Source organism: Streptomyces sp. G45, assembly GCF_049542095.1.
Taxonomy (GTDB): domain Bacteria; phylum Actinomycetota; class Actinomycetes; order Streptomycetales; family Streptomycetaceae; genus Streptomyces.
In genome coordinates, this window is the sequence record NZ_JBMUZU010000001.1 from 1,846,267 (window position 1) to 1,868,493 (window position 22,227).

Here is a 22,227-nt window from a genome sequence, read left to right on the forward strand (position 1 = left end):
ATGCTCACAGCTCGATCACCATCCGGTCCGCGGCGACTTCGAGCCCCCACTCGGCGAGCCGCTTGTGCTGCTCCGCGTGGGGGTCCCCGAGTGGGTTGGTGTTGTTCAGATGGGTGTACAGGCAGCGGCCCGGCAGCGCGGCGAGCCGGTGGGCGGTGCCGCCGGGCCCGGTCACGGGCAGGTGCCCCATGGCGGTGGCGGTCCGCTGGGAGAAGCCCGCCCGCACGGGCTCGTCGTCGTCCCAGAAGGTGCCGTCGGCGAAGACGACGTCGGCCTCGCGGGCGGCGGCCTCGAACGCCTCGGACCAGGAGGCGAGCGCGGGCGCGTAGAGCACGGTGCGGCCGCTGCCGGTGTCGTGCAGGCGCAGCGCCACCGACCAGGCGGGGTCGGGCTCCGCGGCGGCGGCGTACCGCGGGCGCTTGGCCGAAACCGGAACCGCGCCGACCCGGATCGCCGACCCCTCCTCCAGGGGCACGCCCGTGCCCGAAAGGGCGCGCCAGCGGACCGTGGTGTACGGGTCGAGGACGGCGCCGAGGCCGAGGCGTTCGCGCACGGCGGAGCGCACCGGCGCGGTCGCGAGGACGTCCACGCCGTCCCTGGCCTCCCGCAGGCGGGCGATGCCGAGGGTGTGGTCCAGTTCGGCGTCGGTGAGGACGACCCCGGCCAGCGGCGAGCGGCGCGCGTCGGCGCCCGGAGCCGAGGAGGGCAGCAGCTCGGGGTGGGCCTCGATCTGCGGGCCGATGTCGGGGGTGGCGTTGACGAGGTACCAGCGGCCAGGGCGCGCGCGGACGGCGAGCGAGGCGTGCAGGCGGCGGCGCGCGGGGTGGGCGCGCGCCCCGGCGCAACCGGGGCACGCGCAGTTCCACTGGGGCAGTCCGCCGCCCGCCGCGGTGCCGAGCACCAGCAGCAGCACGGCGGTCGCTACCGGTCGGCCAGGCGGTACGCGGTGACCTCAAGGGAGGTCTCGACGACCGTGTACTCGGGGGTCTGCCAGGCCGTGGGGGTGCTCTCGCCGGGGGTGTGCTCCGGCGTCTCCTGCTCGTGTCCGTTCGTGCCTGGGTTCATGCCTCGTTCCTGCCTTCCTGACGGGGTGGGGGGCTCAGGAGGCGCTGAGGCAGGCGTCCACCACGGAGTGGAGGGCGTTCACATGGATGGCCTGCGTTCAGCGACGTGCAACAGAGTCGCGGCATGACGGGACGCGGTCAATGGTTCGGACCGATAGGGCGGAGCCATATCCGGCCATTCTCAGGGCCCCGGCGCGCCGCCCCGCCCGCCCGCGCGGCGCCGCACCGCCGGAACCACGGGGGCGGCCGCGAGGAGCTGGGAACCACGGGGGCGGGCGCGAGGAGCCGGGAACCACGGGCGGCCGCGAGGAGCCAGGAACCACGGGCGGCCGCGAGGAGCGGGAACCCACCACGGAGGGCGGCAAGGATCCGTGGGGCCCGCAAGGAATGCGGCCGGGGCCCTGATCGTTGACGATGGACGTACCACCCGACGACGTTAAGGATCGAGAGCTCGTGAGCAAGGTCCCCCCGATCATCCTGAACAACGGCATCGAGATGCCGCAGCTCGGCTTCGGCGTCTGGCAGGTGCCGGACGACGAGGCGGAGCGGGCCGTGGCGACGGCGCTGGAGGCCGGGTACCGCAGCGTCGACACCGCGGCGGCCTACGAGAACGAGGAGGGCACCGGCAAGGCCCTCGCCTCCTCCGGCCTGGCCCGCGAGGAGCTGTTCGTCACGACGAAGCTGTGGAACAACGCGCAGGGCTACGACTCCACGCTCAAGGCGTTCGACACGTCCCTCGCCAAGCTCGGCCTCGACTACGTCGACCTGTACCTGATCCACTGGCCGATGCCGGACAACGACCGGTACATCGACACATACAAGGCCTTCGAGAAGATCCTCGCGGACGGCCGCGCCAAGGCCATCGGCGTCTCCAACTTCCTGCCGGAGCACCTGGAGCGCCTCATCGACGCCACGTCGGTGATCCCGGCCGTGAACCAGATCGAGCTGCACCCGCACCTCCAGCAGCGCGCGACCCGCGAGTACCACGCGGAGCAGGGCATCGCCACCGAGGCCTGGTCGCCGCTCGGCCAGGGCAAGGGCCTCCTGGAGGTGCCCGCGATCGTGGCCATCGCCCAGAAGCACGGCCGCACCCCCGCGCAGGTCGTCCTGCGCTGGCACATCCAGCTCGGCAACGTGGTCATCCCCAAGTCCGTGACCCCGTCCCGCATCAAGGAGAACATCGCGGTGTTCGACTTCGAGCTGGACCCGGAGGACATGGCGGCGATCAGCGCCCTGAACGAGGACCGCCGCCTCGGCCCCGACCCGGCGGCCTTCCACGTGGCGTAAGGCCCGGGACCCCCGGACCGCTCCACCAGCCCGCCCCGCCACCCTCGTCACGAGGGGAGGCGGACGGGCTCCCTCTGGTCGCATTAATCAAATTTGACTAGACTGACGCGCATGACCGAGAAGACGATCCCCCTGCTCCCCTGCCAGGCCATCCAGCCGGTCGTTGACTTCTACACCGCCCTCGGGTTCGCGACCACGTTCCTTCAGAAGGCGCCGTACGCGTACGCCGTCGTCGAACGCGGCCCCGTGGAGCTGCAGTTCTTCGGGATGAAGGGGTACGAGCCGACCGAGTCGTACTCGGGGTGCTACATCCTCACGGACGACGTCGACGCCCTGCACACGGCGTTCCGGGACGGTCTCAAGGCGGCGTACGGCAAGGTGCCGCGGCGGGGCCTGCCGCGGATCGGGCCGCTGAAGGACATGTCGTACGGGGTGCGGCAGTTCCTGATGACCGACCCCGGCGGAAACTGCGTCCGCGTCGGGCAGGCGATCAGCGACGACCAGTCGCACCGGCGGCCGCCGAAGGGCACCTTCGCGCGGGCGCTGCACATCGCCGACCTGTACACGGACTCCAAGGGGGACCTGGAGGGCGCCGCGAAGGTGCTCGACCGGGCGCTCGCGCTGACGGACGAGCGGCCGACGCCCGCGCAGCTCGTGCGGATGCTCGTGCTGCGCGGGGACATCGCCCAGCGGCTCGGCGACGACGGCCTCGCCGCGCGGCTGTGCGCCCGGGCCGCGGAGGTCGAGCTGCCGGACGGCGAGCGGGAGTCGGCCGACGACGCGCTGGCCCGCCTCGCGGAGCTGCGGGCCTGAGCCGCGCGGGCCGGGCGGCGGTCGCCCCCCGGCCGCGCCCCGCCCGCGCGGGCCGGGGGCGTCAGTCCCTGACCGCGACGTGCACCGTGTGCGCCACCAGCAGGTACGCGTCCGAGCGCCGGTGCAGGCTCCGCGGGTCCGCCGGGTCGAGGAGCCGGTCCAGGACCGCCGCGTCCTGTGGCGACAGCGGCGAGACGCCTCCCTCCTCGGCCTCAGCCGGGTCCGCGAGGTGGCGGTAGCGCTCGAAGACGGCGATGACGTGGGCCCGCGCCCGGTCGTCCAGGGGTGCGGGCAGGTCGAGCAGGAAGGAGCGGGTCGCGGTGTGCCGCAGGCCCGCCTCCGCGAGCAGCGAGGGCCAGTCCTCCACGGTCTCCTTGGCGCCGGGCAGGGACGCCCGCATCCGCGTGAACCACTCCTCGTTGGCCGCGTCCAGGCGGGCCTGGAGACCCGGCCTGCCGATGCCGATGTCGCGGGGCAGGCTGCGCGGGGGCAGACCGCCTTCGAGGACGGCGAGGGCGCCGCCGGGGGCGAGCCGGTCGCCGAGCGCGGCCAGCGCGGCCACCTGGTCGCCGACGTGGTGCACCGAGCGCGCGGCCCAGATCAGCTCGGCGGGCGGCAACGCGCCCAGGCCGTCGGGAAGCTCCGCCTGGTGCGTGCTGACGCGGTCGCCGAGGCCGAGGCGCTCGGCGCGCGCCGCCGCGCGCTCCAGGAGCGCCCGCTCCGGGTCCGCCGCGACCACCCGCGCCGCCGGGAACGCCTCGGCGAGCAGACAGGTCACCACGCCCGGGCCGCTGCCCGCGTCCACGACCAGACCGGGCTCGCCGCCCGGCCCGCGCAGCTCCCGCAGCCAGGCCGCGACGTCCCGGTACACCGGCGCCGTGACCTCGGCGTTCTGCTCCAGGACCGGTCCCATCTCCACCCAGTCGATCTCCGCGCCACCGCCGTGCCCATGACCGTGCCCGTGCCCGTGGCCGTGACCGCCGCCGTGCCCATGGGACTTACGGGGCTCGTGGGATCCGTGGGACCCGTGGGCCCCGTGGGTCTCCTGACCGCCGCCGCGCGCCTGCTCCTCGTACGCCGTCATGCGCCTCGCCACCTCTCTCCGGGAACATCGCAAGCCTGCGCCCCGAGGCGCGGAAGCGGCCAGTCGGCTTGCCGTTTCCGCAAAATCCGTACCGTACGGAGCCCGGGGTCAGGCGGGCGGCTTGCGGAAGGCGCGCAGCGGGAACTCCGGGTCCGGGCGGCGGACGTCCTGGTCGGGCAGGGCCGCGAGGCGGTCCGCGAAACCCTGCGCCGTGGGGCCGTCCGGGGGGATGCTGGTGAACCAGCCGCGGCGCAGGTCCTCCAGTGTGCTGCGCGGGCTGCGGCCCTGGCCGTGCCCGCGGAAGCGGGAGCGGCCCGCCGCCACCAGGCCGCAGGACGCGGCGTACGAGGCCACGCGCGCCGCGCCGTCCACCGGCGCCCGCAGCGGGCGTCCGGCGAGGGCGGCGTCGATGTCGCTGCCCACGTTGTGCGAGGCCGCCTTGTCGACGGTGGTGACGAGCACCCCGCCGGGCCGCAGGACGCGCGCGCACTCGGCGACCACCGCGCGCGCCTCGTCCGGGTCCTCCAGCAGGTGCAGCAGCCACACCGTCGTCACCGCGTCGAACTCGGCGTCCCCGAACGGCAGCCGGTGGCAGTCGCCGAGCACGATCACGCCGGGCACCCGCTCGGCGGCCCTGCGCGCCATGGCGTACGTCGCGTCCACGCCCGTGACGCGCAGGCCGGGACGCTCGGCGAACCGCCTGGTGACCAGGCCGGTGCCGCAGGCGACGTCCAGCAGGGAGCGGGCGCCGTCCGGCACCAGGGAGAGCACGGCGGCGGCCGCCGCGGCGGCGCGGGGCTCGCCGCCGCGGGACGCGTCGTACCGCACGGCCTCCTTGCCGTAGTCGAGCATGTGCGCGCCGCGCGGGCCCGCGGCGGTCACCTCGGGGGCGTCACTGCGCGCCATGGCCCGGTGCCAGTTCCTCGACCCGGCGGGCGAGTTCGAAGTCGAGGGCGGTGAGCGCGCCGCCCGCGCTGTGCGTGTGCACGGACAGCTCCACCGTGTCGTAGCCGAGGGTCAGCTCCGCGTGGTGGCCCAGCTCCTCCTGCGTCTGCGAGATGTGCACGACGAGCGCGGTGGCCGCGAAGTGCGAGCCGAGGCGGTAGGAGCGGGTGATCCGGTCACCGGAGAGGGACCAGCCGGGCAGCTCGGCGAGCCGGTCCTCGATCTCCTTCTGCGACAGCGGTTCGGGCATGGCCGCGCTCCTTTCACGGGGTCCTGCGGGGGCGCCCCGGGACGGTGCTCCCGGGCGTGGTGCCAGCGTGCCACAGGGGGTCGCGGCGGGGACCGTGCGGCGCACGCATCCGGCCGTGCGGCGGGCGCGGTCCGTGCCGGAATCCGGCTCGGAGCGGGCCGCTCCTCGACTACCGTTCCCGGTATGACGACACGCGCGCCCGGCAGGAAGAACGGCGGAGCCGACGCCCGGCCCCCGGCCGGGCGCTCCGAGGTGGGCGCGCTGCTGCGGGACTGGCGGCTGCGGCGGCGCGTGAGCCAGTTGGAGCTGGCGCTGCGCGCGGAGTCCTCGGCGCGGCACATCAGCTTCGTCGAGACCGGCCGCGCCAAGCCGAGCGAGGAGTTCGTCCTCAAGCTCGCCGAGCACCTCGACGTGCCGGTGCGCGACCGCAACGCCCTGCTGCTGGCGGCCGGTTACGCGCCGAGGTTCGCCCGGACACCGCTGGACGACCCGTCGATGGCCGCGCTGCGCACCGGCCTTGACCAGCTGCTGCGGGGCTTCGAGCCGTACCCGGCGCTGGTCGTGGACGCCACGTACCAGGTGGTCGCGGCGAACCGCGGCATCGCGGCGCTCCTCGACGGCCTGCCCGAGCACCTGCTCGCGCCGCCGCCGAACGCCATGCGGATCGTGCTGCACCCCGAGGGCCTGGCCCCGAGGATCCGCAACCTGCGGGAGTGGCGCGGGCACCTGCTGCACCAGATGGAGCGGCAGATCGCGCTCCAGCGCTCCGCCGAACTGCGGGCGCTGTACGAGGAGGTGGCCGCGTACCCGGTCGAGGACCCCGGCGAGGACACCGTGACGGACGGGCAGGTGCCGCACTTCGCGCTGCCGCTGCGGATCGAGCACGAGGGCCAGGTGCTGTCCTTCATGTCGTCGATCTCGACGTTCAACACGCCGATGGACGTGACCGTCGCCGAGCTGGCCGTGGAGACGCTGCTCCCGGCCGACCCGGCGACGGTGAAGTTCCTCCAGGACAGGGGCTAGCCCCGGGCACCGCCGGACGGACGGCGCTCAGCCCCCGCTCCGGCCGCCCGCCCCCTTGCCGTCCTCGCCGTCCTTGCCGTCGGCCGTGCCGTCCTCCTTGGCGCCGCCCTCGTCGTCCACGATCTCCGCGTCCACGACGGTGTCGTCCGCGCCCGCCCGTGCCCGCGGACCGGCCCCGGCGCCGTCGTCCGCCGCGCCCTGCCGCTCGCCCGCCGGAGACGCCGCCGCGTACATCGCCTGCCCCATCTTCTGGCTGACGGCCGCGAGCTTCTCCACACCGGCGCGCAGGGCGGCCGTGTCCGAGCTGTCCGCGCCCTCCAGGAGCGCCTTCAGCTCGGCGGCCGCGGCCTCCACCTCGGACCTGGTCCCGGCGGGGACCCGCTCGCCGTTCTCGCCGAGGAACCGCTCGGTCTGGTAGACGAGTTGCTCGGCCTGGTTGCGGGTCTCGGCGGCCTCGCGGCGCCTGCGGTCCTCCTCGGCGTGCTGCTCGGCCTCGCGGACCATCCGGTCGATGTCCTCCTTGGGCAGCGCGGAGCCGCCGGTGACCGTCATGCGCTGCTCGCGCCCGGTGGCCTCGTCCTTCGCGGACACGTGCATGATCCCGTTGGCGTCGATGTCGAAGGTCACCTCGATCTTCGGCACGCCCCGCGGCGCGGGCGGCAGCCCGGTCAGGTCGAACACGCCGAGCTTCTTGTTGTACGCGGCGATCTCCCGCTCGCCCTGGAAGACCTGGATGCCGACCGAGGGCTGGTTGTCCTCGGCGGTGGAGAACGTCTCCGAACGGCGCGTCGGAATGGTCGTGTTGCGCTCGATGAGCTTGGTCATGATGCCGCCCTTGGTCTCGATGCCGAGGGACAGCGGGGTCACGTCGAGCAGCAGCACGTCCTTGACGTCGCCGCGGATCACGCCCGCCTGGAGGGCGGCGCCGAGCGCCACGACCTCGTCGGGGTTGACGCCCTTGTGCGGGTCCCTGCCGGTGAGTTCCCGCACCAGGTCGGCGACGGCGGGCATGCGCGTGGAGCCGCCGACGAGGACGACGTGGTCGATCGCGGAGAGCGGCACGCCCGCGTCCTTGACGGCCTGGTGGAAGGGGCCCTTGCAGCGGTCGAGCAGATCAGCGGTCAGCTGCTGGAACTGGGCGCGGGGTCAGCTTCTCGGCGAGGTGCAGCGGGCCGTCGGCGGACGCGGTGACGTACGGCAGGTTGATGTCGGTCTCGCTGGACGAGGACAGCTCGATCTTCGCCTTCTCGGCGCCCTCGCGCAGCCGCTGGAGGGCCATCTTGTCCTTGCCGAGGTCGATGCCGTGGGCGTTCTTGAACTGCGTGACCAGGTGCTCCACGATCCGCTGGTCCCAGTCGTCGCCGCCGAGCCGGGTGTCGCCGTTGGTGGCCTTCACCTCGATGACGCCGTCGCCCATCTCCAGGAGCGACACGTCGAAGGTGCCGCCGCCGAGGTCGAAGACGAGGACCGTCTGGTCGTTCTCCTTGTCGAGGCCGTACGCGAGCGCGGCGGCCGTCGGCTCGTTGATGATCCGCAGCACGTTGAGGCCCGCGATCTCCCCGGCCTCCTTGGTGGCCTGGCGCTGGGTGTCGTCGAAGTACGCGGGCACGGTCACGACGGCGTCGGTGACGTCCTCGCCGAGGTAGGACTCGGCGTCGCGCTTGAGCTTCTGCAGGACGCGCGCGGACAGCTCCTGCGCCGTGTACGTGCGGCCGTCGACGCTGCCGGTGCCCGGGAAGCGCCAGCCCGGGTCGCCCATGTGGCGCTTGACGGAGCGCGCGGTGCGCTCCACGTTCGTGACGGCCTGCCGCTTGGCGACCTCGCCGACGAGCACGTCGCCGCTCTTGGCGAAGGCGACGACCGACGGGGTGGTGCGGGCGCCCTCCGCGTTCGCGATGACGGTGGGCTCACCGCCTTCCAGGACGGCGACCACGGAGTTCGTCGTCCCGAGATCGATCCCGACCGCACGTGCCATGTCCAACAACCCCTTCCGACGCGGCGATACTCCAACCTCCAGCACAAAACTTGAGCGGGCTGTTGTCAATGCCGCGTGCCGTCAAGGCCACGGGCCGCCAGGGCCGGGCGCCGTCAGGGCCGGGCGCGGGCCGGGCGCGGGCCGGGCCGGGCGCGGGCCGGGACACGGCGGAGCCGCCGCCCCGGCGACCGGGACGGCGGCTCCTGTGTGCGGACGGCCCGTCAGGCGAGCTTGGCCGACAGCGTGATCGTCGTGCCGGTCAGGGCCTGGCTGACCGGGCAGTTGGCCTTAGCGTTCTCGGCGGCCGAGACGAAGGCGGCCTCGTCGATGCCGGGCACCTCGCCCTCGACGGTGAGGTGGATGCCGGTGATGCCGGTGCCGGGCTGGAAGGTCACGTCGGCGGAGGTGACCAGCTTGGTGGGCGGGGTGCCCGCGCCGGTCAGGCCGTGCGACAGGGCCATGGAGAAGCAGCTGGAGTGCGCGGCGGCGATCAGCTCCTCGGGGCTGGTCCTGCCGTTCGCCTCCTCGGCGCGGGACGGCCAGGACACGGCCTGCTGCCCGATGCCCGAGGAGTCGAAGGTGACGGTGCCGGAGCCCTCCGTCAGGCTGCCTTCCCAGACCGTGTGCGCGGAGCGCGTGGTAGCCACGATGCCAAATCCCTTCGGTGAAGTGCGGTGGGCTCCATCCGATCACACTCCGGGGAAAACGTCGCATGTGGACGGTCGCATCACCGGCCGGAAACACCCCCATCACCCCGTGCTTTCCCGCCAGTCACGTCCGAGCGGGCCCGAGCGGAATCGAGCCAGAGCCGCGCCAGCCGCGAAGCCCCCGGCCGGGCCCCGGCAACCGGGGGCGGCGCCTCCGCGGCCCGGCCCCCGGCTGCCCGCCCCGCGTGTTCGAGGGGGCCGCGCTGCTCCCCGGGGCGCGGGGCGAACGGCGCAGGGGGCAGCGCGGGTCCCGGAAGGGCGGGCCGCCCGCGCGGGGGCACCGGTCCCGCGCGGGACGCGGCCGCCGTTCGCGCGCTCGGGCCAGCGGGGCCGCTGGGGCGGCGCGGCACCCGCGGGGCGCGTTCCGCCCGCCCGCTATGGCCTGAATCGCGCCTGGGCAACACCCCCTGGCGGTGACACTTTTGGGCCCCCCGGCCACGTGCCCGTCGGCCACGTGAGGGGGAGATCACTCAGGGGGCAGGCATGCGCATGATCTACGAGGACCGCGGACCGTCTCCGGTGGAGCCGGAGAAGCCGGGTGCGGCCGGGGAGCGGGACTCCACGTTCGGGTGGTGGGGCGCGTTCAGCGTCGAGAGGTTCGCCACCGCGTCACCGCTGTACTACACGCACGAGGACGCCACCGGCTTCCTCGCGTACCTCCAGCAGTTCTACGACCGCAACTTCTGGTTCGCCGACGGCGGCGTCCAGGTGTGGGCGTACGAGGAGACGTACGACAACTGGCAGGACCGGTACGGCATGGACGCGGCATGCGCCGTGTACCACTCGGGCCACGGCACCATGGACGGCAACGGGGTGTTCTCCGCGCCGCTGGGCGCGGCGTGGGACGGGCGCACCGACGCGGTCTCCAGCCGGATGGCGCTCGGCAACGAGAAGGCCAAGTACGTGTTCTGGTCGACGTGCCTGTCGCTGCGGGTCCTCGGCGGGCACTCGCCGATCCGCACCTGGGCGGGGCCCAACACGGGCTTCCGGATGCTGTTCGGCTTCGAGACGACCAGCGTCGACAACCCCGACTACGGCAGCAATTTCTGGGCCAAGTGGCGGTCGGGGCAGACGTTCTGCGACGCCTGGCTGAACGCCAGCTGGGACATCTCCACGCACCAGGCCCCGTCCGTCTGCGCCGTCGGCGCCACCCAGGCCGAGGCCGTCAACCGGCTCAGCACGGAGCGGAACTTCTACCGCGACGCCGTGCCCGACCACTGGTACGCGTGGCGCTGGTACTACGCCCGCGCGTCGCTCGCCGAGCCGCTGGCCGCCGTGCCCGAGGGCGCCGAGGTCGTCCAGCTCGCGCCGCGCGACCCGAGCGCCGAGCTGACCCGGACCGGGCGGCTGGCGTCCTTCCCCGCGGCGGCCCTCGAAGAGGTGCGGGTGGAGCGGCAGGGCGTGCTCAGCGCCAGCTCCGGCGACCGCACCGTGTCCACCGGCCCGCACGCGGTGCGCTGGGTGCGGCTCGCCGAGGCCAACCACCGCAACACGACGCCCCTGGAGACGGGCCGCGCGGTCGAGCTGGCGCGGGCCTTCGCCGAACAGCACGCCGACGGCGCCGAGCTGGTCGTGGACGGCGTGCACGACCTGATGCAGAACTCCGGCACCAAGGACGGCACGGAGACCGGCGCCCCGACCACCCTGCAGACGCACGTCACGTTCCGGCAGGCCTTCGGCGGCGTCCCGGTCATCACGCCCGGCCGCGGCGTGATCCGCGTCGGCCTCGACAACGACGGCACGGTCGTGCAGGCGCAGCTGTCGACGCGGCAGGCCACGGGCGGCACGCGGGCGCCCAGCAGCCGGGTCGCGGCCCCCTCGGGCCGGGGCATGGAGGCGGCCGCGGCCCCGCCGGTCAGCGACCCGCAGGAGGCGCTCGCCGTCGCGCAGCGGCGGCTGCTGGCGCACCTCGCGGCCAAGGCCACCGGCGGCGACGCCGCGCGCTCCGCCGTGCCCGGGCCGCAGCCGCTGGTCAGCGACGTGCCGGGAACGTTCGTCGTGGGGTACGAGGTCGAGGGCAACGAGGCCTACCCGGCCGCCCGGAAGCTGATCGAGATCGGCGCGGAGGGCAGCGAGTACAGGACCCTGCGCTGGGTGACGGCACCCCTCGCGCGGTAGCTCAGCCGGAAGAGGTGGCGGTCCGCTGCTTGCGGGCCGCCATCCACGCGTACACCAGCACGCCCGCGAACAGGAACAGCACGCCCTGGTAGACGGCCGTGTACCCGGCGCCCGCGACCAGCCACATCGAGAAGGCGAACGCGACGGCGGCGAGCACCGCGTCCCGCACCAGGCGGGAGCGGTGGACGCGCGCGCCCTGCCCGGAGAGCAGGAAGTAGATCTGCGCGGCGGTCGCGAGGAGGTAGGGCACGGTCGCGGTGAACGTCGTGACGAGCACCAGGACCTCGAAGACGCCGGACGGGCCCGCCGTGTAGTTGTAGACGGTCAGCAGCGAGGCGAGCACGACGGTGACGAGGACGCCGGTGGTGGGCACGCCGCGCTTCTTCCTGGCGAACGCGGCCGGGAAGAGGCCGTCGCGGGCGGCGGCGTACGGCGTCTGGGCGCTCAGCAGCGTCCAGCCGTTGAGGGCGCCGACCATCGACACGAGCGCGGCGAGCGCGACGGCGGTGCCGCCCCACGAGCCGCCGAACATGACGTCGACGGCGTCGGAGAACGGCGCGGTGGACGTGACGAGCTTGTCGTGGGCGACGGTGCCGAAGACGGCGAGGGTGCCGAGCAGGTAGACGAGGGCGGCGCCGAGCGTGCCGAGGATGGTGGCGCGGCCGACGTTGCGCCGCGGGTCGCGCACCTCGCCCGCGCTGACGGCCGCCGACTCCACGCCCAGGTACGAGAAGAGCAGGATCGCGGCGGACGCGGACACCGCGCCGATCGGGCCCTCGTCACCGGCCTGGAAGGGGCCGAGGTTGTCGGGGTCGAAGAAGAACAGGCCGCCGAAGGCCACCAGCAGCAGCGGCAGGAACTTCAGGACGGTGGCGACGAGCTGCACCGCGCCGACGTACCGCGTCCCGGCGAAGTTGGCGAGCGCGGGCAGCAGTTGCAGGACCAGCGCGGCCAGGCAGGCGGTCGCCTTGTGGTCGGCGACGGGGACAAGGACGTCCAGGTAGCCGACGGCGGCGACGGCGAGCGCCGCGTTCGACACCCATGTCGTGATCCAGTACGACCAGGCGGCGAGGAAGCCCGCGAAGTCGCCGAACGCGGCGCGCGCGTACACGTAGGGGCCGCCGGTGCGCGGGTCGCGCTCGGCGAGCCGCCCGAAGACCAGCGCGAGGGCGATGGCCCCGGCGGTCAGGACGGCGAACGCGACCAGGCTGACGGTGCCGAAGGGGGCGACGGAGGCCGGGAGCAGGAAGATGCCGCCGCCGATGATGTTGCCCATGACGAGGCAGGTGGCGACGGGCAGTCCGAAGCGGCGGGCGTGCTTGTGGTCACCGGAGGTGCCGGGGTGCGGTGCCGTGTCCTGCTTCGGGGCCGGAGCCGACGGTGCTGCGGTTCCGGTGTCGTGCATGGGGTGGTGCGCCTCTCGTCGTGCCGGGCGCCCGGGATCGCCGGGCGCCCGCCCATGGTCGGGCACGGCCCACGCAGCGCAAAATCACTGACTTTTGTCCTGTACGAGGGGGTCGGCGACCGGAAATGCTTGCGAGCCGTCACCCTCGGGAAGGCAATCGTCCACGGCCCGCGCGACACCCACGGAGGTGCCCGCGGGGGCGTCCGCGGGGACGTCCCGCACGGCGTCCACGGGCACCCGCGCGCCGAGGTCCTCGCCGAGCCAGCGCCGCAGCACCCGGTGCACGGCCTCGGCGCCCACCAGCTCGCCGCCGTGGCCGCCCCCGCCGCTCCCGTCGTCGATGGGCGGGGACAGGGCGAGCGGCGAGAGCAGGAACGGCCGGGACTGGGCGCCGCCGAGGCCGCCGTGCGAGCCAATCTGCTCCTCGAAGGCGAGGACTTCGCCGTCCAGCGGCTCGTACGCGGAGTTGACCATGATGTCGGCGGTGTGCGGGAAGGTGTCGGTGCGCCGCACCGCGTCGGCGGCGCCGGGCCCGAAGTCGGCGAGCGGCCCGAGCGCGTCCGGGTCCGCGTCGGGGCCCAGCTCGTCCAGGTACACCTCCGCGCCGCGCGCCCCGAGGACCAAGGGCCCGCGCTCCTCGCTCCGTACGAGGAGGAAGCCGATGCCCGGGTGGTTGGCGAGCGTCGGCAGCAGCGCCGGGTGGCGGTCGTCGATCTCCTCGCGCGTCATGCGGCGGGGCACGTCCGGGAACGACACGAGCCCCAGGTTCCCGGACGCCAGCACGATCGGCTCGGCGCGGCGGCGAGGCCGGTGCTCGCCGGTGCCCTCCTCGACGGGGCGGCGCAGCGCCGCCCGCACGGCGGCGCGGGCCTCGGCGCCGCTGTGGGTGCGGCGCGCCCGGCGCGGCACGGGCAGTCCGCACCCCGCCCGCACCAGGTCGGCGAGGGTCAGGCCGTAGCGGGCGCGGAAGGTCTCGCCGGGGCTCTGGCCATGGTCCGACAGGAGCACGATGCGGTACGGGCGCGGCGCGTGCTCGGCGACCTTGGCGAGCAGCGCCAGGGACCGGTCGAGGCGTCTGAGGACCTTCTCCGCGTCGCCGCTCGCCGGTCCCGAGTGGTGGGCCACCTCGTCGTACGCCACCAGGTCCGCGTACACGGCGGCGCGCCCGGCGAGCATGTCGCCGATGACGGCGGCGACCACGACATCCCGCTCGACGACGGTGGCGAAGGCCCGGATGAACGGGTAGAGGCCGCCCCGGCTGACGCGCGGGCGGCGTCTGCGGATGCGGGCGCGGGTCGACTCGCCGATCTCCCGGCCGACCTCGGCGACGAACGACAAAGCGGTGCGGACCGCGTTCGCGGGGTCGGAGAAGTACGCGAAGTACCCGGCCCGGGACCGGTTCTCCCGGCCGCGCCGCGCGGCCATCGACAGCACAAGCGCGAGCTGCTCCGCGCCCCCGCTGAACAGGTTCCCGCGGCTCGCCCCGTCGACGGCGAGCAGCCCGGCGTCGCCGGTCCGCGCGATGGCGCGCCGCTGGAGCTCCACGGCGGACGCGGGCCGGTTGGAGACCATGACCTCGCCGGTGTCCTTCTCGTACCAGCGGAAGGCGGGCACGTCGTACGTGCTGCCGTGCAGGATGCCGAGCTGGCTGGCGCCGGTCTGGCTGGACCAGTCGGTGCGCCAGGGGGTGAGCCGGTGGGTGGCCTCGTGGCCGTCGGCGCCGAGCCAGCGGGCGACGGTGGGCATCAGCCCCTTGGCGACGGCGTCGGTCAGGACGTCGTGACCGACGCCGTCCAACTGCACGAACACCGTGCCGGGGCCGCTGGGGCGGCGCGCGTCCTGGTCACGGCGGCGCCTGCGGTCGGCCAGGCGGTACAGCCTGCGGCGGTAGGCGTCGTCGTCGCGGACGGCGAGCGCGCCGCCCGTCGCCGACGCCACCGCCGACATCACCGCCGCCACGACCACGGCCGTCTCGGCGTTGGCGTCGCCGCGGCCGTCCGGGATGAGCCGCAGCGCGAGCAGCAGCAGCGAGCCGTTGAGGAAGAAGTTCAGCAGGCCGAGGACCAGGGCGGGTACGAGGAGCAGCGCGCGGACCAGCAGGGGCCACACCAGCGCGGAGAGCAGGCCGAAGGCCCCGGCACCGAGGGCCGCGGTGATCGCGATGCGGGTGGCACTGTCGCCGTCGTCCGACTGGAGCTTGAAGTCCGGCAGGATCCCGGCCAGGGCGAGCATCGTGGCCGTGCTCACCGCCCACACCGCGATGACGCGCCCCAGGGCCCGCCCTACCGTCCGCCACCTGCCATCGCGCACCGCTGCCCCGCCTCACTGATCCTCGCGTCCCCCCAGCGTCGCACAGGCCATGGGCCCCCACCGCCGCCCCGGTCCCCCTCCACGGCACGGCACCGCCCACCCACCCGCCCCCGGCCTGGCCCCCTCGCGGCACGACGCCGTCCCGCCCCTGCCCGCCCGAACACCACCCCCCGCTTCGCTACAGGGCGATCCCCCACCCACCCACCCGCACCCCCAGGCCTTGGCTCCCCAACACCGCACCCCTCAGCTCCACGGCGTTCTCCCACCCACCCACCCGCACTCCCCAGCTTGGGCGCCCCGTCCCCCTCCCCCGAGCCCCCCTGACCGCGGGGGCACGGGTGGGTGAGTGCGGAAGGGCGGGGGCGAGGGGCCGGGGTGACCGGAGCCAGGGGGTACGGGCGGTAGGCGGGAGAACGCCGCGCGGCGAAGGGCAGCAATAGGCCGGGGAGCACGCGCGAGCACAGGGGGCGGGGGGCGAGGATCAGGGGGGCCGAAGCTGGAGACTGCGGGTGGGTGGGGAAACGGCGCACCGCGCAAGGGAGCACCAAGCCGGGGAGCGTGCGGGCGGACGGGCGGGGGGAAGGGGCCCGGGCAACCGAAGCCGGGAGCGCGCGGGCGGACAAAGGATCGGGGCGACCGGAGCCAGGGGGTACGGGCGGGCGGGTGGGGAAACGCCGCGCGGCGAAGGGCCGCGATAAGCCGGGGAGCGCGCGGGCGGGGCGACCGAAGCCAGAGAGTGCGGGCGGGTGGGTGGGCGAACGCCGCGCAGCGCCAGCGGGTGCTGAAGCAGGGAGTGCGCGCCCACAGCGGGGCCGGGGGCGACCAAAGCCAGGGAGTGCGGGCGGGCGGGTGGGTGAACGCCGCGCAGCGCAAGCGGGCGCTGAAGCAGGGAATGCGCGCCAACAGAGGGCCCGGGGCGACCGAAGCCGGGGAGTACGGGCGGGCGGGGGCGGCGCCCAGGGCGGCAGAGGGCGCAGGCGCCAGGTTCAGCAGCCGTCGTACCCGGCAGTAGGCATAGACAACCGCCGATGCACCCGCGCCTTCATCCCCGCGTCGTAGGCGGGCTCCGCCAACCCCGCGGTCTCCACCCGCACCCCCCGCCGCGCACACTCCGCGGTGAACTCGTCGGCGGACCGCAGCGCCCGCTCCAGGACGCGTCGGCAGGGGACGACGAAGAGGTCGACGAGGCCCGCGTCGACGTCGCTCCACAGCACGGCGTGGTCGGTGCGCAGCCCGCGGACGACCAGCTCGCGGGTCACCACGTACCCCTGGGCGGCGGCCCACTTCGCGCACATGGCGTGCTGGCTGCGCGAGTCGACGAGGAACGGGTCGGCGTCCAGCTCCTCCAGAGGTGTCAGGCTGGCGATCGCCGCGACGCGCACCGCGCGGCCGCCGCCGCTGCCGCCGCCGGGTTTTCCCATGGCGTCCCCCTCACCTCCGGTGTCAGCCGTTGACCCTACTCCTGGCCGTAGGCTCGTTGACAGTCACACGAAGGAGGAACGGGTGCGGGCGGACGTCACGGTTACCTGGTGGGGTCATGCCACCTGCACGGTAGAGGACTCGGGCACCCGTGTGCTGACCGATCCGCTGTTCGTGCGCCGCCTCGCGCACTTGCGCCGCCGCAGGGGCCCGCTCCCGCCGCCGCAGGCGGCCCGCGCGGACGTCGTGCTGCTGTCGCACCTGCACGCCGACCACCTGCACGTGCCGTCGCTGACCCGGCTCGCCCCGGGCACCCGCGCCCTGGTCCCACGGGGCGCCGCCCGCTCCGTACCGGGTCTGCGCAGGCTGTCCCACCTGCGGTTCACGGAGGTCGCGCCGGGCGACGAGGTGCCGGTCGGCGACCTCGTCGTCCGCGTGGTGCCCGCGCTGCACGACGGCAGGCGGCTCCCCGTGGGTCCGCGCCGCTCCCCCGCGCTCGGCTATGTCGTCGAGGGCGCGGCCCGCACCTACTTCGCCGGGGACACCGGCCTGTTCGACGCGATGGCCGACGAGGTCGGCGCCGTCGACGTGGCGCTGCTGCCGGTCGGCGGCTGGGGCCCGTACCTCGGGCACGGCCACCTCGACCCGGCGCGGGCCGCGGAGGCCGTCGCGCGGATCGCGCCGCGCAGCGCGGTGCCGGTGCACTACGGCACGTACTGGCCGATCGGCATGGACGCGGTGCGCCCGCACGAGTTCCACGCCCCGGGCGGCGAGTTCGTCCGGCAGGCCGCGCGCCGCGCGCCGGACGTGGCGGTGCACCTGCTGGGGCACGGCGAGAGCGTGCGCGCCGGGGCCGCGCGGTGATGCTCGCCGCGGCGTCCCAGGTGACGCCGGAGTCCACGCAGCAGGCCGTCGGCTATCCGTCGCTGTTCCTGCTGGTGGTGCTCGGCGCGCTGGTGCCGGTGGTGCCGACCGGCGCGCTGGTGAGTTCGGCGGCGGTGGTGGCCTTCCACCGGACGGACACCTCGCCGTTCGCGCTGCTCATCGTGTTCGGCGTGGCGTCGCTCGCCGCGTTCGTGGGCGACATGGGCCTGTACTGGCTCGGGCAGCGCGGCATGCGCTCCAAGAACGGCTCGCGCTGGCTGGAGGCGATCCGCGACCGCGCCCCGGAGGAGCGGCTCGCCCAGGCCCAGGACAAGCTCGAGGACCACGGCGTCCTGGTGCTCGTCCTGTCCCGGCTGGTCCCGGCGGGCCGCCTCCCGGTGATGCTGGCGTGCCTCCTGGCGCGCATGCCGCTGCGCGCGTTCGCCCGCGGCAACCTCCCGGCGTGCCTGGCCTGGGCGGTGACGTACCAGCTCATCGGCATCCTCGGCGGCTCCCTGTTCAAGGAGCCCTGGCAGGGCGTGGCCCTGGCGGTGGGCCTGACGGTGTCGATCAGCCTGGCCCCCACGCTCTGGCGCCGAGTGCGGAGATCAAGCCCGTCCGGCGTGTGAGCCGAGCACCCGCGACCCGCCCACCGGCAGGTCCCACAGGTCCTCCGCGGCGAGCCCGGCCCGCCGCCAGGCGTCCCGCACCCGCACCAGCGGCTCCCTGACCGGCTCCGCCGACAGCAGGAACGTCCCCCAGTGCATGGGGGCCATCCGCCGCGCCCCCACGTCGACCGCGGCCCGCACCGCCTCCTCCGGATCGCAGTGCACGTCCCGCAGCCACCAGCGCGGCGCGTACGCCCCGATGGGCAGCAGCGCGAGGTCGATGCCCGGGTAGCGCTCGCCGATCCGCGCGAACCAGTGCCCGTAGCCGGTGTCCCCCGCGAAGTACACCCGCTGCCCGTCGGCGTCGGTGAGCACCCACCCGCCCCACAGGCTGCGGCAGGTGTCCCGCAGGCCCCGCCGGGACCAGTGGTGGGCGGGTACGAAGTCGAAGCGGACCCCGCCGAGCGCGGCGGACTCCCACCAGTCCAGCTCGGTCACCCGTGTGAAGCGGCGGCGTGTGAACCACCGGCCGAGCCCGGCGGGCACGAACACCGGGGTGTCGCGCGGCAGCCGCCTGAGGGTGGGCGCGTCCAGGTGGTCGTAGTGGTTGTGGCTGATGACGACGGCGTCGACGCGCGGCAGCGCGCTCCAGGCCACGCCGACGGGGGTGACGCGCGCCGGAGTGCCGAGGATCTTCCGGGACCAGACGGGGTCGGTGAGCACGGTGAGCCCGCCGACGCGGACGACCCAGCTCGCGTGGCCCGCCCAGGTCACGGCGACGGTGCGGGCGTCGACGCGCGGCAGCGGCCCCGGCTCGAAGGGCAGCTCGGGAATGTCGGCGAGACCCTCGGGCCCCGGCCGCAGCGCGCCCTCGCGGGCGAACCGGGCGAAGGCCCGCAGCCCGGGCAGCGGCGCGGTCAGCCGGTCCGCGAACGACCGGGGCCACAGGCGCACGGGCGCCGCCTCCGGGCGGCGAGGCACGGCGGCGGGAGCACCGGGGGCGCGTGCCGCGCCGCGTGCGCCCCGCACGCCACCCCCGGCACCCGCACCGCCGCCGGTGTGCCCTTGCCCCTGCCCCGCCTGTCCCGCCCGCCCTGGTTGCCCTGGTTGCCCTGGTTGCCCTGCCTGCCCTGTCGTCGGCTCCGTTCCGGACCACTGCGTCTGTTGCGTCTGCTGCGTCTGCTGCGTCACCGAGGAGGCTCCTCTCGCCGTGCTGTCGCGCGGAGGTCGTCGAACACCGCTGTGACCCTGGTCAGTACGCGTTCCACCGGCGCCGACGCCAGCGGGTCCGGCACAGCCAGCGCGGCCGCGCGCCGCTCGGGGCCGCCGCCGAGGAACGCTCCGGTGGACAGGCGCACCCGCAGCGCGTCGATGTCGTCGCCGAAGCGGTGCCCGCCGGGAGCGGGCATGCCGAGCCGGTCCTGGAGGAGGTCCTCCAGCTCCTGCGCGTCCGTGGCACCGGCCGCCGCCAGCCGTGTGCGCAGCGGACCGAGGTCCACGTACACGTGCCGCCCCGCCTGCGGCGGCCGGGCGAGCGCACCGGCCGCGACGGCGGCGTCCCGGACGGCGGCGGCCACGCGCGCGTGCACGCGGTTCGCGGCGGCCAGGCGCTCGCTGACCGCGTCCGGCTCGCCGAGCGCGTAGGCGGCCGCGGCGGCCGCCGGTGCGGCGAGGGACGCGCCGAGCGCGGTGAGCGCGTCGAGGGCGCGGGCGCGCAGCGCGGCGCCTGGGCCGTCCGCGGGGAAGCGGGCCACGGCGGCGGGCAGCGCGGGCGGCAGGAACGGGCCCGACAGGTCGCACAGGACGGTGACCCGGTCGGGGGCCATCTCGGCGGGGTCGACGAGGACGGTCTCGCGCGGGCGGTGCAGGGTGTCGCGCCAGGTCTCGTCGCTGACGACGTGCAGCCCCTCCCCCGCCGCGGCCTCGACGGCCTCGTGCACCACCTCGGGCGGCGGCACCGTCGCGGTCGGGTCGTCCGCGACGGACAGCACGAGCAGCTTCGGCGCGCCGCCCTCGGCCCGTACGCGGCGTACGGTCTCCAGGAGCGCGTACGCGTCGGGGGCGCCGCCGCTCTCGGCGGGCGTCGGCACGTGGTAGACCGAGCGGCCGAGGAGGCGGATCTGGGGCGCCCACCAGGCGGCGCAGGGGCGCGGCACGAGCACGTCGCCGCCGAGCGCGGCGGCGAGCGCGAGCAGCAGCGGGGCCGCGCCGGGTGCGGCGAGGACCTGGTCGCGTACGGCGGGCAGGCCGCGGCGCGCCCAGTACCCGCAGGCGGCGTCGCGCAGGCCCGGGGCGCCGCCCGGCGCCTCGGCGTGGGCGCGGTCCGCGGCGGCCGCGACCACGGCGGCCAGCTCCGGCAGGACCGGGAGACCGGGCTCCGGCAGGGGTGGCCCGTAGCGCACGCGGCCGCGTTCCGCGTGGTGTGACCGCCGCATGGGCACCTCCGTGCGCTCCCGTGGCCAGCCGTGTCCATTGGTGTGCCGTCGGGTCTCTGCGTACCCACGGCGGCGCCGCTCCACCTTCCGGTGGCCGAACGGGTGGGGCGGCGGGGGTCAGCGGGTTGACGCGCGGTCGCGGCGCAGCCGGTGCAGCGCGAGCCCGAACGCGCCCGCGACGAGGACACCGCCCGCGACGAGGGCGGCGGGCGAGTCGCTGAACGCACCGCCGCCGCCCGCGTGGACGCCGTGCGGGGCCGGGTGCGCGGTGTGCGTGGGGGTGTGCGTGTGGGTGGGGGTATGGGTGGGGGTGTGCGGGGGCTGGTGCGTGGGGGCGGCCGCGCCGGTGACGGTGAACGTGGCCTGCCAGGGGCCGTCGCCGGGGCAGGTGCCGTCCACGTTCCATGTGTCGCCCGCCGTGCCGCCCACCGCGTCGCCCACCGCGTCGCCCACTGCGTCCAGGCCTTCGGTTCCTTCCAGGTCTTCGGGGTCTACCAGGCCTTCGGGATCTTCCAGGTCTTCGGCTCCGAAGCCCGCGGTGGCGGTGGTGGTCGTGGTCGCGGCGATGCGGGCCGTTCCCTGGTACGCGGTTCCACCGGCCGTCTCGTCCTGGTTCTGGACGTGCTGGAGCCGGACCGTGCCCTGCTCGAACGCCGGTGAGCTGGCGTCGATGGTCTGCGGGGGCGGGCCGCCGGTGGCCGGGCAGGCCACGGAGACGGTGACCTGTTCGCCGGGGGCGGCCTGGGCGGGGGTGACCTCGGCCGCCGTGGTGGCGGTGTTGTCCGCGTGGGCGGGCGGGGCCGCGGTGAGCAGGCAGAGGGTGGCGGTCGCCGCGGTCGCGGCCGTGGGGAGGGATCGGGGGGCGAGGCGTGCGGTTGGGCGCATGAGGTCATTCGAGCCTGACCGGGCGGCATCCGCGCGGTGTGGCCTCCGGCCGGGTGAGCAGGGGGCGCCCTGCTCACCCCTTGGCTTCGCGGTGGCCCGGCGGCCGGGGCTGTCCCCGCCCGTTCCGCTCTGCGGTCTCCGGTCTCCGGGCGGACCAGCCGCCCGCAGCGGGGACGGGCGGGGCCCGGGGTCACTCCGCCAGCGTCGCCAGTTCGGCCTCCAGGCCCTTGCCCTTGGTGCGGACCAGGGCCGTGGCCACGCCGGTGAGCTTGCGGTTGGAGCGCTGGGAGATGCGGCGCAGCAGGGCGAAGGCCTGGTCGGCGTCGCAGCTCAGGACGTGCATGATGATGCCGCAGGCCTGGTCGACGACCGGGCGGGTGCGCAGCGCCTCGCCCAGGTGGTCCAGCTCCGTGAGGGCCGCCCGGTAGCGGCGGTCACGGACGAGACCGGCCGTCGCGAGGTCGCCGAGGGCCTGGGCGGGGCCGCAGACGGCGTCGTCCAGGGCGTGCGGGCGGAAGCTGAACAGGCTGATCGTGAGGGTGAGCCCGGAGCGCCTGAACGGCAGGGTGACGCTGGCGCGTACGCCGGAGTCGAGCGCGAGGGCGCGGTACTCGGGCCAGCGGTCGTCGTGCAGCAGGTCCTTCGCGTCCACGGGACGTCCCCGCTCCTGCGCGACCGGGATCGGCCCGTCGCCGGAGCGCAACTGGACCGAGACGAGCCCCGCGAGGTCGGGGTGCGTGACCGCGGTGGGGAGTTCGTCACCGCCGTCGAAGACCGTGGCGCCCGCGCCGCAGCACGCCGTGGTGCAGCGCACGGCCTGCTCGGCCAGCTCCGAGAGCCGCCGCGCCGGAAGCGCTGACTCCGGCCCCTCGGGTCCTTCCCTGTCCCTGAGCATCGGCATCGCATGCCTCCTCGTCCTGCCTCCGTCTCCGCTGCCCGCGCGGGCCCGCACGTGTCTGAACGTGCCCGCGCGCCACAGTCCTCGTTCCGGCGCCGTTCCGTCCGGTGTCGTCTTCGTCTGCTTCTCTGTCGTCT

Annotated in this window: 19 protein-coding genes and 1 pseudogene; 6 read left to right on the forward strand and 14 right to left on the reverse strand. The window is 75.2% G+C overall.

Annotated features, from left to right (window positions below):
- Nucleotides 1-4: 4 nt before the first annotated feature.
- Together pqqB and pqqA are read right to left on the reverse strand one after the other, a co-directional pair.
- The gene (gene pqqB, locus ACOBQU_RS07325; protein WP_423625073.1) at nt 5-913 is read right to left on the reverse strand and encodes a pyrroloquinoline quinone biosynthesis protein PqqB; all 909 of its coding nucleotides are present in this window, start codon (nt 911-913) and stop codon (nt 5-7) included.
- Nucleotides 914-921: 8 nt separating this feature from the next.
- The gene (pqqA, locus tag ACOBQU_RS07330; RefSeq protein ID WP_423625075.1) at nt 922-1,065 is read right to left on the reverse strand and encodes a pyrroloquinoline quinone precursor peptide PqqA; all 144 of its coding nucleotides are present in this window, start codon (nt 1,063-1,065) and stop codon (nt 922-924) included.
- Nucleotides 1,066-1,478: 413 nt separating this feature from the next.
- Between pqqA and ACOBQU_RS07335 the strand changes: the two genes are divergently transcribed.
- Both ACOBQU_RS07335 and ACOBQU_RS07340 read left to right on the forward strand, forming a co-directional pair.
- The gene (locus tag ACOBQU_RS07335; RefSeq protein WP_423625077.1) at nt 1,479-2,351 is read left to right on the forward strand and encodes an aldo/keto reductase; all 873 of its coding nucleotides are present in this window, start codon (nt 1,479-1,481) and stop codon (nt 2,349-2,351) included.
- Between the two features lie 111 nt (nt 2,352-2,462).
- Entirely contained in the window at nt 2,463-3,164 is a 702-nt protein-coding gene (locus ACOBQU_RS07340; protein ID WP_423625079.1) for a bleomycin resistance protein, read from the forward strand.
- A gap of 61 nt (nt 3,165-3,225) precedes the next feature.
- Here the strand turns inward: ACOBQU_RS07340 and ACOBQU_RS07345 are convergent, their stop codons facing one another.
- The 3 genes from ACOBQU_RS07345 to ACOBQU_RS07355 form a co-directional block, all read right to left on the reverse strand.
- The gene (locus ACOBQU_RS07345) at nt 3,226-4,248 is read right to left on the reverse strand and encodes a class I SAM-dependent methyltransferase (protein ID WP_423625081.1); all 1,023 of its coding nucleotides are present in this window, start codon (nt 4,246-4,248) and stop codon (nt 3,226-3,228) included.
- A gap of 108 nt (nt 4,249-4,356) precedes the next feature.
- Nucleotides 4,357-5,100 (reverse strand): class I SAM-dependent methyltransferase, encoded by a 744-nt coding sequence (locus ACOBQU_RS07350; protein ID WP_423634318.1) that lies wholly within the window; start codon nt 5,098-5,100, stop codon nt 4,357-4,359.
- A gap of 40 nt (nt 5,101-5,140) precedes the next feature.
- Entirely contained in the window at nt 5,141-5,443 is a 303-nt protein-coding gene (locus tag ACOBQU_RS07355; RefSeq protein WP_423625083.1) for a 4a-hydroxytetrahydrobiopterin dehydratase, read from the reverse strand.
- Nucleotides 5,444-5,626: 183 nt separating this feature from the next.
- On the opposite strand from ACOBQU_RS07355, the gene ACOBQU_RS07360 reads away from it, so the two are divergent.
- The gene (locus ACOBQU_RS07360) at nt 5,627-6,466 is read left to right on the forward strand and encodes a helix-turn-helix domain-containing protein (protein ID WP_423625085.1); all 840 of its coding nucleotides are present in this window, start codon (nt 5,627-5,629) and stop codon (nt 6,464-6,466) included.
- A 27-nt stretch (nt 6,467-6,493) separates the two neighbouring features.
- On the opposite strand, the pseudogene dnaK reads toward ACOBQU_RS07360, so the two are convergent.
- A pseudogene (gene dnaK / locus ACOBQU_RS07365) lies at nt 6,494-8,441 on the reverse strand (molecular chaperone DnaK).
- Nucleotides 8,442-8,662: 221 nt separating this feature from the next.
- Nucleotides 8,663-9,088, reverse strand: a complete 426-nt coding sequence (locus ACOBQU_RS07370) for an OsmC family protein (RefSeq protein ID WP_423625087.1) — start codon at nt 9,086-9,088, stop codon at nt 8,663-8,665.
- 543 nt (nt 9,089-9,631) lie between these two features.
- On the opposite strand from ACOBQU_RS07370, the gene ACOBQU_RS07375 reads away from it, so the two are divergent.
- Entirely contained in the window at nt 9,632-11,266 is a 1,635-nt protein-coding gene (locus tag ACOBQU_RS07375; RefSeq protein ID WP_423625089.1) for a DUF6345 domain-containing protein, read from the forward strand.
- 1 nt (nt 11,267) lies between these two features.
- Here ACOBQU_RS07375 and ACOBQU_RS07380 read toward each other — a convergent pair whose 3' ends face one another.
- From ACOBQU_RS07380 to ACOBQU_RS07390, 3 genes are all read right to left on the reverse strand, one after another.
- The gene (locus ACOBQU_RS07380; protein WP_423625091.1) at nt 11,268-12,671 is read right to left on the reverse strand and encodes an amino acid permease; all 1,404 of its coding nucleotides are present in this window, start codon (nt 12,669-12,671) and stop codon (nt 11,268-11,270) included.
- A gap of 84 nt (nt 12,672-12,755) precedes the next feature.
- Complete coding sequence (locus tag ACOBQU_RS07385) at nt 12,756-14,981, reverse strand: phage holin family protein (protein WP_423625093.1); 2,226 nt, start codon at nt 14,979-14,981, stop codon at nt 12,756-12,758.
- A 986-nt stretch (nt 14,982-15,967) separates the two neighbouring features.
- Nucleotides 15,968-16,402, reverse strand: coding sequence for a hypothetical protein (locus tag ACOBQU_RS07390; RefSeq protein WP_423625095.1), 435 nt, complete (start codon nt 16,400-16,402; stop codon nt 15,968-15,970).
- An 82-nt stretch (nt 16,403-16,484) separates the two neighbouring features.
- Here ACOBQU_RS07390 and ACOBQU_RS07395 point away from each other — a divergent pair, with 82 nt between their 5' ends.
- Nucleotides 16,485-17,264 carry an MBL fold metallo-hydrolase gene (locus ACOBQU_RS07395; RefSeq protein ID WP_423625096.1) on the forward strand — a complete coding sequence of 260 codons (780 nt, stop codon included), beginning with the start codon at nt 16,485-16,487 and terminating at the stop codon, nt 17,262-17,264.
- Nucleotides 17,264-17,893, forward strand: coding sequence for a DedA family protein (locus tag ACOBQU_RS07400; RefSeq protein WP_423634320.1), 630 nt, complete (start codon nt 17,264-17,266; stop codon nt 17,891-17,893). The genes ACOBQU_RS07395 and ACOBQU_RS07400 overlap by 1 nt, the downstream gene beginning before the upstream one ends.
- Here ACOBQU_RS07400 and ACOBQU_RS07405 read toward each other — a convergent pair.
- The 4 genes from ACOBQU_RS07405 to ACOBQU_RS07420 all read right to left on the reverse strand — a co-directional run bounded on the left by ACOBQU_RS07405 (nt 17,873) and on the right by ACOBQU_RS07420 (nt 22,093).
- A complete protein-coding gene (locus ACOBQU_RS07405) occupies nt 17,873-18,901 on the reverse strand; it encodes an MBL fold metallo-hydrolase (RefSeq protein ID WP_423625098.1) in 1,029 nt (342 codons plus the stop codon). The genes ACOBQU_RS07400 and ACOBQU_RS07405 overlap by 21 nt on opposite strands.
- A gap of 158 nt (nt 18,902-19,059) precedes the next feature.
- Complete coding sequence (locus ACOBQU_RS07410; RefSeq protein WP_423625099.1) at nt 19,060-20,307, reverse strand: aminotransferase class I/II-fold pyridoxal phosphate-dependent enzyme; 1,248 nt, start codon at nt 20,305-20,307, stop codon at nt 19,060-19,062.
- Between the two features lie 117 nt (nt 20,308-20,424).
- Nucleotides 20,425-21,192, reverse strand: coding sequence for a hypothetical protein (locus ACOBQU_RS07415; protein WP_423625101.1), 768 nt, complete (start codon nt 21,190-21,192; stop codon nt 20,425-20,427).
- 190 nt (nt 21,193-21,382) lie between these two features.
- Nucleotides 21,383-22,093, reverse strand: coding sequence for an ANTAR domain-containing response regulator (locus ACOBQU_RS07420; RefSeq protein WP_423625103.1), 711 nt, complete (start codon nt 22,091-22,093; stop codon nt 21,383-21,385).
- Nucleotides 22,094-22,227: the final 134 nt, after the last annotated feature.

Bases quoted from the DNA above. Each gene is read 5' to 3' on its own strand.
- pqqA (WP_423625075.1), bottom strand. From the start codon at position 1,065: ATGAACCCAGGCACGAACGGACACGAGCAGGAGACGCCGGAGCACACC.
- ACOBQU_RS07335 (WP_423625077.1), top strand. From the start codon at position 1,479: ATGGACGTACCACCCGACGACGTTAAGGATCGAGAGCTCGTGAGCAAG.
- ACOBQU_RS07340 (WP_423625079.1), top strand. From the start codon at position 2,463: ATGACCGAGAAGACGATCCCCCTGCTCCCCTGCCAGGCCATCCAGCCG.
- ACOBQU_RS07345 (WP_423625081.1), bottom strand. From the start codon at position 4,248: ATGACGGCGTACGAGGAGCAGGCGCGCGGCGGCGGTCAGGAGACCCAC.
- ACOBQU_RS07350 (WP_423634318.1), bottom strand. From the start codon at position 5,100: ATGCTCGACTACGGCAAGGAGGCCGTGCGGTACGACGCGTCCCGCGGC.
- ACOBQU_RS07355 (WP_423625083.1), bottom strand. From the start codon at position 5,443: ATGCCCGAACCGCTGTCGCAGAAGGAGATCGAGGACCGGCTCGCCGAG.
- ACOBQU_RS07360 (WP_423625085.1), top strand. From the start codon at position 5,627: ATGACGACACGCGCGCCCGGCAGGAAGAACGGCGGAGCCGACGCCCGG.
- ACOBQU_RS07375 (WP_423625089.1), top strand. From the start codon at position 9,632: ATGCGCATGATCTACGAGGACCGCGGACCGTCTCCGGTGGAGCCGGAG.
- ACOBQU_RS07380 (WP_423625091.1), bottom strand. From the start codon at position 12,671: ATGCACGACACCGGAACCGCAGCACCGTCGGCTCCGGCCCCGAAGCAG.
- ACOBQU_RS07390 (WP_423625095.1), bottom strand. From the start codon at position 16,402: ATGGGAAAACCCGGCGGCGGCAGCGGCGGCGGCCGCGCGGTGCGCGTC.
- ACOBQU_RS07400 (WP_423634320.1), top strand. From the start codon at position 17,264: ATGCTCGCCGCGGCGTCCCAGGTGACGCCGGAGTCCACGCAGCAGGCC.
- ACOBQU_RS07410 (WP_423625099.1), bottom strand. From the start codon at position 20,307: ATGCGGCGGTCACACCACGCGGAACGCGGCCGCGTGCGCTACGGGCCA.
- ACOBQU_RS07415 (WP_423625101.1), bottom strand. From the start codon at position 21,192: ATGCGCCCAACCGCACGCCTCGCCCCCCGATCCCTCCCCACGGCCGCG.
- ACOBQU_RS07420 (WP_423625103.1), bottom strand. From the start codon at position 22,093: ATGCCGATGCTCAGGGACAGGGAAGGACCCGAGGGGCCGGAGTCAGCG.